Source organism: Amycolatopsis ultiminotia (assembly GCF_039536925.1).
GTDB classification, from domain to species: Bacteria; Actinomycetota; Actinomycetes; order Mycobacteriales; family Pseudonocardiaceae; genus Amycolatopsis; species Amycolatopsis ultiminotia.
In genome coordinates this window covers 214,980-230,344 of the sequence record NZ_BAAAZN010000005.1, presented here as the reverse complement: position 1 = coordinate 230,344, position 15,365 = coordinate 214,980, and the positions used below count along the sequence as shown (strand labels likewise).

3 protein-coding genes and 1 pseudogene are annotated in these 15,365 nt (G+C 69.4%); 2 read left to right on the top strand and 2 right to left on the bottom strand.

The window, feature by feature from the left end; genetic code table 11:
- Window positions 1-16 precede the first annotated feature (16 nt).
- Window positions 17-11,368 (top strand): annotated as a pseudogene (locus ABD793_RS14005) (type I polyketide synthase); the annotation flags it as partial.
- 68 nt (window positions 11,369-11,436) lie between these two features.
- On the opposite strand, the gene ABD793_RS14000 reads toward ABD793_RS14005, so the two are convergent.
- The gene (locus tag ABD793_RS14000; protein WP_344859673.1) at window positions 11,437-12,300 is read right to left on the bottom strand and encodes a helix-turn-helix domain-containing protein; all 864 of its coding nucleotides are present in this window, start codon (window positions 12,298-12,300) and stop codon (window positions 11,437-11,439) included.
- Between the two features lie 148 nt (window positions 12,301-12,448).
- Between ABD793_RS14000 and ABD793_RS13995 the strand changes: the two genes are divergently transcribed.
- Window positions 12,449-13,336: an alpha/beta hydrolase gene (locus tag ABD793_RS13995; RefSeq protein WP_344859670.1), complete on the top strand. Its 888-nt coding sequence runs from the start codon at window positions 12,449-12,451 to the stop codon at window positions 13,334-13,336.
- 560 nt (window positions 13,337-13,896) lie between these two features.
- Here the strand turns inward: ABD793_RS13995 and ABD793_RS13990 are convergent.
- Window positions 13,897-14,700, bottom strand: a complete 804-nt coding sequence (locus ABD793_RS13990; RefSeq protein ID WP_344859668.1) for a response regulator transcription factor — start codon at window positions 14,698-14,700, stop codon at window positions 13,897-13,899.
- Window positions 14,701-15,365: the final 665 nt, after the last annotated feature.

Below are 15,365 nucleotides of genomic sequence, written 5' to 3'. Positions count from 1 at the left end.
GAACAACGAGCAAAAACTGCGCGACTACCTCAAGCGGGCGACGCTCGACCTGCGGGAGAGCCGTCAGCGGGTCCAGGATCTGGAGGAGCGTGCGCATGAGCCGATCGCGATCGTGGGCATGGCCTGCCGGTTGCCGGGCGGGGTCGCCTCTCCGGAAGACTTCTGGGAGCTGGTGCGCGCCGGGCGCGACGCAGTAGGTACCTTCCCCGAGTCCCGCGGCTGGGACCTGGAAAAGCTCTATGATCCGGATGCCGGCCAGCTGGGCACCTCCTACACCCGTGAAGGCGGGTTTCTGTATGACGCGGACCGGTTCGATGCCGAGTTCTTCGGGATCAGTCCGCGTGAGGCGGCGGCGATGGATCCCCAGCAGCGGTTGCTGCTGGAGACGGCGTGGGAGGCTTTCGAGCATGCCGGGATCGACCCGACCGCGCTGAGGGGCACCCGTACCGGGGTGTACGCGGGTGTCATGTACGACGACTACGGTTCCCGGATCCCCCAAGCGCCCGAGGACTTCGAGGGCTACCTGCTGACCGGAAGCGCGGGCAGTATCGCGTCAGGTCGTGTCGCCTACACCTTCGGGTTGGAGGGCCCGGCGGTGACGGTTGATACGGCTTGCTCATCCTCGTTGGTTTCACTCCACCTTGCTGCCCAGGCGTTGCGTCAGGGTGAGTGTTCGATGGCGCTTGCCGGTGGTGTGACGGTGATGGCAACGCCGGGGACGTTCGTGGAGTTTTCTCGGCAGCGTGGGTTGGCTCCGGATGGTCGGTGCAAGGCGTTTTCGTCGTCGGCGGACGGCACGGGGTGGGCCGAAGGCGTGGGCCTGCTGGTGTTGGAGCGGCTGTCGGATGCGGAGCGCAGCGGGCATCGGGTCCTGGCGGTGGTCCGTGGTACCGCGGTGAACCAGGACGGTGCGAGCAGCCAGCTGACTGCGCCGAATGGGCCTTCGCAGGAGCGGGTCATTCGGGCTGCGTTGGCCAATGCGCGGTTGTCGGCGTCCGAAGTGGATGCTGTGGAGGCGCACGGTACGGGCACCCGGCTGGGTGATCCGATCGAGGCACAGGCGCTGGCGTCTGCTTACGGTAAGGCCCGCGGGGACGAAAACCCGTTGTGGCTGGGTTCTGTCAAATCGAATATCGGGCATACGCAGGCTGCGGCGGGTGTCGCTGGTGTGATCAAGATGGTCATGGCGATGCGCAACGGGGTCTTGCCCTCGACGTTGCACGTGGCCGAGCCGACTCCGGAGGTCGATTGGTCGGCGGGCACGGTGAAACTGCTGACGCAGGCACGGCAGTGGCCGGAGCTGGACCGTCCACGTCGGACAGGTGTGTCGTCCTTCGGGATCAGCGGGACCAACGCGCACGTGATCCTCGAAGCGGCACCGCAACCGGCGAGCGAACCGGATGTTTTTGTGCAACAGCCGCAGTCCGGCCCATCGATGCCGTGGTTGCTTTCGGCCAAGTCGGACGCCGCGCTCCGGGCACAGGCCAGTCGGCTGCTGGCCTGGCTCACCGACCACCCCGAGGCCGACGACGCCGAGGTCGCTGCCTTCCTGGCCGTTGCGCGCGCCCAGCTGAATCGGCGTGGCGCGGTACTCGGCGCCGACCGGGAGAGTCTGCTCGCGGGCCTCGCGGCGCTGGCTGCGGGTTCGGAGTCCCCGCGTGCGGTGTCCGGTGCCGTCACCGCGGGCGAGACGGCGTTCCTGTTCACTGGGCAAGGCGCGCAACGGGTCGGTATGGGCGCAGGGCTGGCTGCCGATTTCCCGGTGTTCGCCGCTGCCCTCGACGAGGTGTGCGCGGAATTCGATGCCCTGCTTGGCGTTTCGCTGCGCGAGGTGATGTTCGGCGAGACCGCCGGCGATGCCGGGTGCCCGCTTGACCGGACGGAATTCACGCAGCCTGCGCTGTTCGCGTTCGAGGTGGCGCAGTATCGCCTCTTGGCGTCGTTCGGCGTGACACCGGATGTGGTGGCCGGGCATTCGATCGGTGAGCTGGCCGCGGCGTATGTGGCCGGGGTGTGGTCGTTGCCGGACGCGTGCCGACTTGTTGCGGCTCGGGGCCGCTTGATGGGCGCGTTGCCGCCCGGGGGCGCGATGCTCGCCGCCGCGGTGCCGGAGGAGCGGGCGCTGGAACTGGCCGCGGACGGGACGATCTCACTGGCGGCGGTGAATGCGCCTGTGGCAACGGTGTTCTCCGGCGAGTCGGCGGCGATCGCCGCGCTGGAGGAACGGCTGATGGCCGAGGGCGTGAAGACGAACCGGCTGACGGTCAGCCACGCCTTCCATTCGGCGTTGATGGAGCCGATGCTGGCCGAGTACGAGCGGGTCGCCAAATCGGTGGCGTATCAAGCACCGCGAATCGGTGTGTGCTCCACGGTGTCCGGTGCACCGGCCGGTCCCGAGCTGCAGACGCCGCAGTACTGGGTACGGCAGGTGCGCGAGGCCGTGCGGTTCGCTCCGGCGGTGCAATCCCTCGTCGACGCGGACGTGCGCCGGTTCGTCGAGGTGGGTCCGGACGCGGTGCTGACGGCGATGACCCGCCAGACACTGACCGGCGAAGTGGCGTCCCGCTCGCTGATCGCGGCGGCGGCACGACGCAACGTTGACGAGGCGGACCAGTTCCTGCGGTTGCTTGCCGGCGCCCACTGCTCGGGCATTGCGCTCGACTGGGCGCCGCTGTCACCGGGAAAGCCGGTCACCCACCTCGACTTGCCAGGCTACGCTTTCCAGCGTCGCCGCTACTGGGTGCAGCCTGACGACGGTGCGCTCGGTGACCTGGGCCGCGCTGGTCTCGCCGCGCTCGATCATCCGATGTTGCGCGTCGCCGCGCCGCTCGCCGGCCGCGACGAATGGCTGTTCAGCGGTCGGCTTTCCACCACCGACCAGCCGTGGATCGCCGACCACACGGCGTTCGGCGCGATACTTCTGCCCGGCACCGGGTTCGTGGATCTCGCGTTGGCCGCGGGCAACCGCCTGGAACTGCCCGTCGTGGACGAACTCGTGCTGTCCACGCCGTTGCTGTTCGACGGTGCTGCCGGCGTGGACGTGCAGGTGTCGGTGACCGAGCCGGACCACACCGGCCGTCGGCGCCTGTCGATCCACTCGCGTGCCGTCACCGGCACCGCTCGGTCCGACCCGGAATGGACGCTGCACGCCACCGGCACCCTCGCCCCCGCCGACGACGTCCCACCGGAGTGGACCGACCCCGACTGGCCGCCGGCCGACGGCACGCCGATCGACGGAACCCCGCTGTACGAACGGCTCGCCGACCTGGGATTCGGCTACGGCCCGAGTTTCCAAGGCGTACGCGCCGCCTGGACCAGTGGTGACGAAGTGTTCGCCGAGGTGGCCCTCGACGAGACGACAGCGGGCCGGGCGGCCGGTTTCGGAGTGCATCCGGCGCTACTGGACGCAATCTTCCACGCTGTCCTTAATGGACTCGCCGACGATCTGACCGACGGCAAACTGCCGCTGCCGTTCTCCTTCGGCGGTGTCCGGGTGTTCCGGCCCGGCGCCACCGCGGTCCGCGCCCGCATCAGCCGGCTGGGGCCGGAAAAGGTGCGCATCGACGCCTGCGACGCCACCGGTGCCGCGGTGCTGTCGGTCGACGCCGTGCTCGCCCGCCCCGCGGACGCGCGCGCACTCGCCGGTGCCCGCAACCCGCTTTACGCTCTCGACTGGACGCCGGTGACGGCACCTGCGGTGCCGGACCGGAAACTGGTCGCGCTGGACCAGCCCGTCGCAGGGTGTGCCGAGACTTTCGTTGATATCGCGGCGTTCGCGGCAGACGAGGGCCAGCGCGGCGCGACTGTCGTCTGGTCGCCCGAAACGGCAGCGGACGGCGCCGACATCCCCGTGACGATCCGCGTTGCCGTGCACAAGGCCCTCGCAGTGCTGCGCGACTGGCTTGCCGAACCGGGCTGCGCCGACTCGACGCTGATCGTGTTGACCCGCAACGGCGCCGGTCTGCCCGGCGAGACCCCAGACCCGGCGGCAGCGGCCGTCCGCGGCCTGGTTCGCAGTGCGCAATCGGAATACCCGGGGCGCATCGTGAACGTAGACCTCGACAACAGTGACCTCGAAGATCTAGCGGACCTGCCCCGGCGGATCGCCGCCGCAGCCGCCACGGACGAACCACAGCTCGCGATCCGCGACGGCGCCACGGTGGTACCGCGGCTGATTCGTACGACCACCGCCGAGTCGACCGGCAAACCCTTCGGCGATGGCACGGTCCTGATCACCGGTGGAGCAGGCGGATTGGGTGCCGTCACCGCACGCCATTTGGTCACCCGGCACGGGGTGCGCAGACTGCTGCTCGCCTCGCGCCGTGGCCTCGCGGCGCCCGGCGTCGAGGAACTGGTCACCGAACTGACCGCGCTCGGCGCTGACGTCCGCGTCGCCGCGTGCGATGTCAGCGACCGCGCGTCGGTCGCGGCACTGCTGGAATCCGAACCGGTGACCGCCGTCGTGCACACCGCGGGCGTGGTCGACGACGGCACCATCGAAACCTTGACCGCCGAGCAGGTGGATCGGGTGCTCGCCCCGAAGGTGGATGCCGCCTGGCATCTGCACGAGCTCACCCGCGATCTGGACCTGTCGGCGTTCGTGCTGTTCTCCTCCGCCGGGCCGTTGCTCGGCGGGCAGGGCCAGGGCAACTACGCGGCCGCGAACGCGGCGATGGACGCGCTCGCCCAGGCGCGCCGCAGCGCCGGTCTGCCCGCGCATTCGCTGGCCTGGGGGCTGTGGAAACGCGGTATGGCGGAGTCCTTGAACGACCCGGGCGCGGACCATCTGGTGCGGCAGATCCGGACGCGGCTCGGGCTGTCCCCGATCGAACCGGACATCGGCATGCAGATGTTCGACAACGCGGTGACCACCGGCGAACCGGTGCTGATGACCGCGCTGCTCGATCCCCCCGCGCTCACCGCGCTGGGCCGGCTCGGCACGCTGCCTGCGGTGCTGCGCGGCCTGATCCAGCTGCCCGCACGTGGCCGGATCGCCGACAGCCCGTTGCGCCGGCGGTTGCTCGACGCCCCCGCCGATCGGTGGGAGGCGCTGATCCGCGATGAGGTCCGCGCGATCGCCGCCGCGGTCCTCGGCCACGAGTCGGCCGACGCGGTCGACCCCGAAACCCCGTTCACCGAACTGGGTTTCGACTCGCTCGGCGGAGTCGAGTTCCGCAACAAGGTGACCGCTGCCACCGGTGTCCGGCTTCCGTCCACGCTGGTGTTCGACTATCCGACCACCGTCGCTGTCGCGGGCTTCCTGCGTACCCGGGTCGACGGTTCGGCGCCTACGCGCCCGGTCACGACCAGTACCAGAGCCGGGGCCGACGAGCCGATCGCGATCGTCGGCATGAGCTGCCGGTATCCCGGTGGCGTCGAGAATCCGGATCAGCTCTGGGAACTGATCGCCGGGCGCGTCGACGCGATCGCCCCGATCCCGGGCGAGCGTGGCTGGGACCTCGACCACCGGTACGACCCCGACCCCGGCAAACCCGGCAAGATCTACACCCGAGAAGGCGGATTCCTGCACACCGCAGGTGATTTCGATGCCGCCTTCTTCGGGATCGGGCCTCGTGAGGCGGCGGCGATGGACCCGCAGCAGCGGTTGCTGCTGGAGACGTCCTGGGAAGCGCTCGAAGACGCGGGGATCGATCCGATCGCACTGCGGGGCAGCGACACCGGGGTGTACGCGGGCGTCATGTACCAGGACTACGGCTACTCGGCACGCGAGGCCGCCGACGGTGCTGCGGAAGGCTATCTGGCCACCGGGTCGGCCGGCAGCGTCGTCTCCGGCCGGGTGTCCTACGCCCTCGGCCTGGAGGGACCAGCGGTGACAGTAGACACGGCATGTTCGTCTTCACTGGTGGCCCTGCACCTGGCGGCGCAGGCATTGCGCGCGGGGGAGACGTCGCTGGTCCTGGTCGGCGGGGTGACGGTCATGTCGACTCCGCTGCTGTTCCTGGAGTTCTCCCGGCAGCGGGCGTTGTCACCGGATGGGCGCTGCAAGGCGTTCTCGAGTGCCGCGGACGGTGTCTCGTGGGCCGAAGGCGTCGGCGTGCTCGCCCTCGAGCGGTTGTCCGACGCACAGCGCAACGGGCGTCCGGTGCTGGCCGTGATCCGCGGTAGCGCGATCAATCAGGACGGTGCGAGCAACGGTTTGACCGCACCGAACGGTCCGTCCCAGGAGCGGGTGATCGCGCAGGCACTGGGCAATGCAGGGCTGGCCGCGGCCGAAGTGGACGCGGTGGAGGCGCACGGCACCGGCACCACGCTGGGCGACCCGATCGAGGCGCAGGCGCTGATCAACGCCTACGGACAGGATCGCGCCGAGCCGCTGCGGATCGGCTCGTTGAAGTCGAACATCGGGCACACGCAGGCGGCTGCCGGGGTCGGCGGTGTGATCAAGATGGTGCAGGCGCTGCGGCACGAGATGTTGCCGCCGACCTTGCATGTCGACGCACCGTCGCCGCACGTGGAGTGGTCGGCGGGCGCGGTGCAGATCCTGACCGAGGCCGAGTCGTGGCCGGCAGGGGAGCGTCCGCGCCGGGCGGGAGTGTCGTCGTTCGGGATCAGCGGGACCAACGCGCACGTGATCCTCGAAGAGGCGCCCGCGGTCCCGCAGCGGCCGGTCGATCTGCCGTGTCCGGCGGCCGTGCCGCTGCTGCTGTCCGCGCGGACGACTGCCGCACTGCGGACCCAAGCGCGCCGCCTGCACGACGCGTTGCGCGAACGTCCCGAGCTCGACCTGACCGACGTCGCGGTGACGCTGGCGCTGCACCGTGCGCGGCTCGAGCAGCGTGCCGCGGTCGTGGGCGCGGACCGGGAGACGCTGCTGGCGGCCTTGGCGCGCCTGGCAGCCGACGAGCCGGGACCGGGCATCGTCGGCGGCACTGGTCAGACCGGCACGACCGGGTTCCTGTTCACCGGTCAGGGCGCGCAGCGGATCGGGATGGGCGCTGAGCTGTACCGGGCGTTCCCGGCTTTCGCGGCCGCATTCGACCAGGTGTGCGCGGAGTTCGATGCCCACCTGGGGAATTCGCTGCGGGAGGTGATGTTCGGCGCGGAGCGCACCGGCACCGAGCAGGAAGCGAGCGGCGCGACTGCCGAGACTTTGCTGGACCGCACCGAGTACGCGCAACCCGCACTGTTCGCGTTCGAGGTGGCGATGTACCGCCTGGTCGAGTCGTTGGGGGTGACGCCGGACGTGGTGGCCGGGCATTCGATCGGTGAGCTGGCCGCGGCATATGTGGCCGGGGTGTGGTCGTTGCCGGATGCGTGCCGGCTCGTTGCGGCCCGGGGCCGGTTGATGGGGGCGTTGCCGGCCGGCGGAAGCATGCTGGCCGCCGCGGTGCCGGAGGAGCGGGCCGTGGAGCTGCTGGCGGCGGGTGCTGCCGAGGCGGTCTCGCTGGCCGCGGTGAACGGTCCCGGCGCGGTGGTCTTCTCCGGGAACACCGAGGCGGTATCGGCACTCGAGTCGAGGTTGGCGGCCGAGGGGGTCAAGACCAGCAGGCTGCGGGTGAGCCACGCGTTCCACTCCGCCCTGATGGATCCGATGCTGGCCGAGTTCGCGGAGATCGCCGCGGACCTGACGTATCACGAGCCGCGAATACCGTTGTGCTCCACGGTTTCCGGCACATTCGCCGACGATTCGGTGGGTACGCCCGGGTACTGGGTACAGCAGGTGCGCGCGGCAGTGCGCTTCGCCCCGGCGGTGCAGTCCCTGCTCGATTCGGGGGTGCGCCTGTTCGTCGAGCTGGGCCCGGACGCGGTGCTGACGGCCATGGCGCGCGCCACTGTGGAGACAGACCCCGCCGCGCACGCATCGGTGGTGGCGGGATCCCGGCGCACGGTCGCCGAACCCGAGCAGCTGGTTGCCGCGCTGGCAACCGCGCACTGCGCGGGCCGGCCGGTGCGGTGGGCGGACTACTTCGGAGCGCGGCCGCAGGCACGGATCACCTTGCCTGCCTACCCCTTCCAGCACGAACGATTCTGGCTGCTGCCCGCGGAGCCCGCTGCGCCGCTTGCCGGCGCCGACTCCGCCGACCATCCGCTGCTGCACGCCAAGGTGCAGCTCGCCGGCAAGGACGAGTGGCTGTTCACCGGCAGGCTCTCGCTGCGCACACACCCGTGGCTCGCCGACCACGCTGTCTTCGGCGCGGTCCTGATGCCGGGTACCGGATTCGTGGAACTGGCTCTGGCCGCCGGCGTCCGGCTCGGCGTGCCGCGCGTGGCGGAACTGGTGCTCGCGGCACCGCTGGTTCTCCCGGCCGATGGTGCCGCGGATCTTCAGCTCGCGGTGGGCGAACCCGACCCCGACGGGCACCGGACCGTGACCATCCATTCCCGCGCCGCCGACGACTGGGTGCTGCATGCCCATGGCCTGCTCACGCCTGCCGCGCCGACGGTGGCGCCGGACTGGTCACAGGTGTGGCCTCCGGTCGTGGGCGATCGGGTCGACGGGCAGCAGGTGTACCGCGCGCTCGGCGACCTCGGCTTCGGGTACGGCCCGGTGTTCCAGGGGGTTCGCGCCGTGTGGTCGGGCGGGGAGGAAGTGTTCGCCGAACTGGCGCTCGACACCGACACCGCGGCGCGCGCCACCGCCTTCGGACTGCATCCGGCACTGCTGGACGCGGTATTCCACGCTGCTGTCGGCCATCTAGCCGATGGCGGGCCGGACGGCCGGGCGCCGCTGCCTTTCGCCTTCGACGGTGTGCAGCTGGCACAGTCCGGCGTGGGGGCCTTGCGCGCCCGGATCGCCCGCACCGCACCGAACACCTTCTGCGTGGACGCGGTCGACGAGACCGGTGCCCTCGTGCTGAGCGTGGAGTCGGTGCGGGTCCGCCCGATCGAGCGGCAGGCACTGGCCCGGCTGCGCGGCGCGGCACCGTTGTTCGACCTCGAATGGGTCGCCGTGCCAGCAGTATCCAAAGTGGACATCGGGCGCGTCGTCGTGCTCGGCGACCCGGCGACCGTCGAGGCCCCGGAGTCACTGGCAAGCTGTGTCGATCTCGCGGAATTTACTGCACTGCAAGATGTTCCCGATACGGCGGTATGGCAGGCACCCTGCGGAGCCGGTGCCGGAGATGTGCATGCCGGCGTGCTCAGGACGCTCGCGCTGGTGCAGGAATGGATAGCCGCCGAACACCCCGGCCGGCTGGTGATCGTGACGCGCGGGGCCGCCGGGCTGCCCGGCGAGGAACCCGACCTGGTCGGAGCCGCCGTGGCAGGTCTGGTACGCAGCGCACAGTCCGAGCATCCGGGCCGGTTCCTGCTCATCGACCACGACGGCGACGCCGTGGCGATCAAGTCGCTCGCCGACGCCGTGGCCCAGGACGAACCGCACCTGGCCGTCCGCAACGGTCGGCTCCTGGCACCGCGATTGCAGCCGCTGCCCGCCACCGAACCGGGCGAGCCGCGGTCGTTCGGCCACGGCACGGTGCTGATCACCGGGGGCACTGGTGGCATCGGTGCGATCGTCGCCCGGCATCTGGTCGCAGCGCACGGCGCACAACGACTGCTGCTGGCAGCACGGCGCGGTGCCGCTGCGGACGGTGCCGCCGAACTGGTCGCCGAGCTGACCGACCTCGGCGCCCGCGTCCGGGTCGTGGCGTGCGACGTCACCGAACGCGCCGCGGTCCAGAACTTGCTGGCCGACATCGACGCCGACGCCCCGCTGACCGCCGTCATCCATGCGGCAGGCGTCCTGGACGACGGCACGCTCGATACCCTCACCACCGCGCAGACGACCCGGGTACTGGCGCCGAAAGTCGACGCCGCACTGCACCTGCACGAGCTGACCCGCGATCTGGATCTGTCGGCGTTCGTGCTGTTCTCGTCCGCGGCACCATTGCTCGGCGGACAAGGACAGGGCAACTACGCCGCCGCGAACAGCGTGCTGGACGCGCTGGCACGCGTGCGGCGCAGCGCAGGGCTGCCTGCGCACGCACTGGCCTGGGGACTGTGGACCGTCGGTATGGCCGGGATACTCGGCGGGGAAGGCGCCGAGCAGTACGCCCGCCAGATCCGGGCCAGGCTGGGCCTGATCCCGATCGACCCGGAGTCCGGGATGGCGCTGTTCGACAACGCACTCGCGACCGATCGGGCGACACCGACAACGGCATTGCTGGACACGGCTGCGCTCACTGCACTGGCGAGCGGCGGCACACTGCCCGCGGTACTGCGCGGCATGATCCGGGTTCCCCCGGCCACCGCGAGTGCCGGTGTCAGTCTGGCGCAGCAGCTGGCCGCACTGCCCGACGCAGACCGCGACGGGGTGCTCGGGCGAGAGGTGCGCAACGTCGCTGCGGCGGTCCTCGGCCACCTCTCCGGTGACGCGATCGACCCGGACGCGCCGTTCACCGAGCTCGGTTTCGATTCCCTCGGTGCCGTCGAATTCCGGAACCGCCTCGCACAGCTGACCGGGCTGACGTTGCCGTCGACGCTGATCTTCGACCACCCGACTGCCGCCGAGGTGGCGAAACTGGTGCGGTCGCGGATCGAGGAATCCGACACCGGCGTGGTCGAGCAGGCACCGACCGGTCTGCGCGGCACGATCACCGACCTGGTGTCGGCGGCGCATCGTCGCGGTGAGCTGGCCGCGGCGATGCCCCTGCTGATCGCGAGCTCGGCTCTGATGACCACGTACGACCTGGACGAGGCCGCCGCACAGCGCCCGGATGCGCAGCTGCTGGCGCGTGGTGCCGCGGCACCGGCACTGGTCTGCATCCCCTCGTTCCTGGCGGGATCGGGCCCGCACCAGTTCGCCCGCCTCGCCCGTGAACTGGGCGGCGAGCGGCAGATCAGTGCGTTGCGGTTGCCCGGCATGCGCACCAGCGACGATCTGCCGGCGAACTGGGCGGCGGCGATCGAGAGCCTGGCCGCCGCCGTCGCATCGGAACTCGAGCGAAGCCCGGTGGCGCTGATCGGCTATTCGGCCGGTGGTGCGCTCGCCCATGCGGTCGCCCGGCGGCTCGAAGACGACGGAGCCAAGCTCGCCGGCGTCGCGATGATCGACACTTACTCCCCGGAAGACCACGAACTCAACCGCCTCGTGCTCACCGACGCGCTGGGGCAGATCCTGTCCCGGGACAACGCACTGACCCCGGTCGACGATCACGGCCTGGTCGCCATGGGCGGCTACGTGCGGATATATCCCGAGCGCGAGGCCAAGCCGATCGCCGCGCCAACGCTGAATCTGCGGGCCACCACGACGCTGAGCAGCTTCGGAGACGCCTGCCCCGTCCCCGGCTGGCAACACGATGGACCGGTCGAGCGCATCGAGGCACAGCACTTCTCGATCATCGAGGAACAAGCGGCCGAGACCGCCACGCACCTCCGGCGCTGGCTCGACTCACTCGGCGGCCATTGACCTCCGAACCGTCACCTGTTCCCTCGGTGACCGAGCGGATGTCTCGTAGTCCGGTGTGCTCAGGGCGGTCAGGGGTGCGGGGCTGTGTCGTGGGCCAGATTGACCAGCCGTTCCGCGTCCGGGGTGCCTGCTTCGGCCGACCAGAGCACCAGTTGCTGTTCTGGTGCACCGGCGTAGCGGAAGGTGTCCCAGTCGAGAGTGAGTTCGCCGACGACTGAGTGGGTGATGCGTTTGCTGCCGAAGTCCTGGTGCGCGACGCGGTGCTCGGCCCACCAGACCCGGAATTGCTGATCGGCAACGGCCAGCTCGCCCACGAGAGCGGTGAGGGCTGGATCGGTCGGGTTCGTTCCGGCTTCCATCCGCAGGACCTCGACGCAGGTGCGGGCCACGTCCTCCCACTCCGGGTAGATTTCACGCATCACCGGGTCGGTGAAGACCATCCGGACGTAGTTGCGCTCGGACTCGGGCACAGCCGCGAAGTCGCACAGCAGCTCTGCGGCCAGTGGGTTCCAGGCGAGGATGTCGAGCCGTGGGCCGAAGACGATGGCGGGCGTGTTGGTGAGCTGGCCGAGCAACCGGGTCAGGTGCGGGTGCACCTTGGGGCGGACGGACCGCCGCGGCGTCTTGCGGTGCCCAGCTCGCGCGGCCTGGCCGACCAGCCCTTCCACGTACGTCCGCTGGTCGCCGTCCAGCCGCAGCTCCCGGGAGAGGGACTCGAGCACCGGCGGCGACGGTGCCAGTCGGCCCTGCTCGATACGTACGTAGTAGTCGGTACTGATTGCGGCGAGCTCAGCCACCTCCTCGCGGCGCAGCCCCCGCACACGGCGTTGCGTGTGCGCGCGCTCGGGAAGCCCGACCTGCGCCGGGGTGAGCTCGCCACGACGATGCTTGAGGAACTCACCGAGCTCACGAAGGTGCTCGGAACCGGTCACCCCGCCAGCATGACACCCGGGCAGCGGCCCTGCGTGGGATAGATCCTTCCTAGGAAGCAGCCCGACCTTCCCGGGCCCCGGCGGTCGGCCGGACAGTGGATACCGGCCCGCAGATCGCCGGCCGGCAATGATCCCCCAGGAGCAGAACATGAGGACTGACGTCCGATTCCCGACCAACGGCCTGCAGCTTGCCGGCCACCTTTACCTGCCCGAGGACAGCGACGGCCCGTTCGCCGCGATTGTCATCGGTCACCAGACGACCGGGGTCAAGGAGCAGTCCCCGGCGGTGTACGCCACACGCCTGGTCAAGGAAGGGTTCGCCGTCCTGACCTTCGACGCCGCCTTCCAGGGCGAATCCGAGGGCACGCCCCGCGGCCTGGAGGACCCCTGCCAACGCGCTGAGGACTTCCGTGCCGCGGTCTCCTACCTCACTATCCGTCCCGAGGTCGACTCCGACCGGATCGGCGTGATGGGCGTGTGTGGTTCTGGCGCCTACGTGCCCTACGCCGCCCAGACGGACCACCGTATGAAGGCGGTGGCAGGCGTCTCCGGGACCGACGTGCCCAGCTTCTTCCGCGGGGCCGACCCCGAGGGCTGGCAGCAGATGGTGGCGAACTCCGGGAACCTCCGCAGTGCCGAAGCCGCCGGCGAGCCCGCGGCAACGTTTGCCGTGCTGCCGGAGAAGGCCGATGCCGAGACCCCCGCACCGACGGCCGAGTTCGTCGACTACTACAAGACGCCCCGCGGCAGGCACCCGCGCTCCACCGGCGACGTGGTGGTGCGCAGTGCGGATCTCCTCGACCAGTTCGACTCCTTCGCCGACGTCGCCAAGATCGCGCCTCGCCCGCTGCTCATGATCGCCGGCACCGAGGCGGTGACCCGCGGGTTCTCCGAGCAGGCCGTCGCCGACAGCCCCGGCAACGCCGAGCTGTTCCTCGTCGACGGCGCCACCCACGTCGATCTGTACGACCGCGACCAGTACGTGACTCCGGCCGTCGCCAAACTGGTCGAGTTCTTCAGCAAGCACCTCGCCTGAGTCGGCAAGCGTGAGCGGACGGCAAGCTTGTCGTATCTCCCGGCGACCGTGCGATGTCTCTTGAGGCGGTTGATCCCGCACTCGACAGCATCGCGCTCGCGGCAGCCGGACGGATCGAAACGCAGCGGCCGGCCACCGCGGGAGCCGAACTTCCGACGGTTGCGTGCCCGGCCCGATGCGGGGCACGCGAACCTTTGCCGGCACGGGTTTCGAACCGCGGTGAGTCTCACCCGCTTTCCTGCCGTGACCACGATCGAGACAGAAGATCCGGTAAACCACGTCACCTGGCTCGACGGTGCGCTCGGCGCCGCCGCACCGTCGACGGGACAGGCCGGAGACACCCGCCTCGCCGCACGCTGCTGATCGTGAACGGCACGCTCGCGCCCGCCCACGACCGCAGCATCTTCGCTTCCGGCAAGAACTATCCGGTGACCAGGTCGGCATCGCCGCCACCCGTCTGGTCGTTACGGTCGGCGACCCCGCACCCGCTTACCGCACCTGCACCGACTCGCGTCGGCGAGCCGTGCCGACGGGCAGAACCTCGCCAGGTGGCCGACGCCTCACATGACGAGGAGTCCCGATTCCATGGCCCGGACGACCGCAAGGGTCCGGTTTGGACAGTTGAGCTTGGCCAGGATGATGCCGACCGTGCGTTTGACTCCATGTTCCGAGATGCTCAGCGATCGAGCGACTTGCCGGTTGCTCAGCCCTTCGGCAATCAGGCGCAGTACCTGGTGTTCACGTGCGGTCAGGGCAATCATCGACGCGCGCTTCGAGGTGGTGTCGGCTCCGGTTTGGCCGGGCGCCGTCACGGATCGCCGCACCAGGGTCGCGGACACGTGAAATCGTCCGGACTCCACGTCGACGATCGCTTCGCGCAGGGTCTCGGGGCGGAGATCCGTCCAGTCCAGGAAACCGTTGGCACGATCGACCCAGGATTGCTCGAGAACGTCTGCAGAATCCACCAGGATCAGTACACGTATGTTGTTGATGCGCAGCTTTTCGGCGATCTCGTCGGGTACCGGCTGCACGGCATTGCCGGATGAAATGATCAGCTGGCCGTTGCCGAACGTCGAGAGATCTGCGATATCCGTGATGGATTGCACGGTCAACCGGATGTCGAGTGAACGAAACATTCCCTCGATACTGTATCGGCGAATGTCGTCTTGCACGGTCAGTGCGATCTGGATATTGGTGTCGAGGGTGCCGACCGGTACCGTGATCTCAGTTTGCAGCAGGGATCGTCCACCCAGTGGGGAAGCTCTTATGTCGCGTATTTCGGGTAATATGTAGTCCATCTGATGGGTGTAGCATTGGTGGTTTCCGCCGCTCGAGCCCGGCTGCCGCGTCAACCTGTCGTCCACACTACCCATATTGGTAGTCCCCCAGTGTCTCACGTTAAATCTGGAAGGTCCGACCCATTAGATGAGCATGGCGCGTCCGACCCCGTAGACGAGCATGGCATGGGTTGCGGGAACTTGTCCACCCCGCACCAGTCTCGATCTTTCGCCGGGTCCGGCGTTGGCGAAAGAGCGTTCAGATTGGGTTTTCCGGATCGTCTCTCGGCTGGTGGATGTGGTTATTCGCGCGGGTCGGCGGGTGGCCTGCCGGGTTCTGCCTGCCGGTGTCGGTTCTTTCGATGGTGCACATGCCGGACTTGCTGATGAGCGGTGGCGGTATTACTCCCGGCCTTACCGGGCCACGGCATCGCTGCGGCGGGCTTGCCGGTACCTGTCCAGCTGCCGTCGAAAAACGCCCACAACGGGTGAAAACCGCAGCCGCACTTGAACATCGGCCATCATTCGCCGCCACCGGCCGAATCCCATGCCGACCACAGGAATCACACCGGCAGTGCGCATGTCAATCCCGCAGATCAGCAGTATCTCACCGGAAACCGGTTGCTCCCGATTGGCGTGAGCACGTCGTCGCTTGCCGGTCACCGGGCAGCGACCAGGCGGCCCGGCCGGAGACCGACGGCGCCAACAGTGCGCGCACAGCTGCCTTCAGTCTTGCAAGCAGGGACATTTTC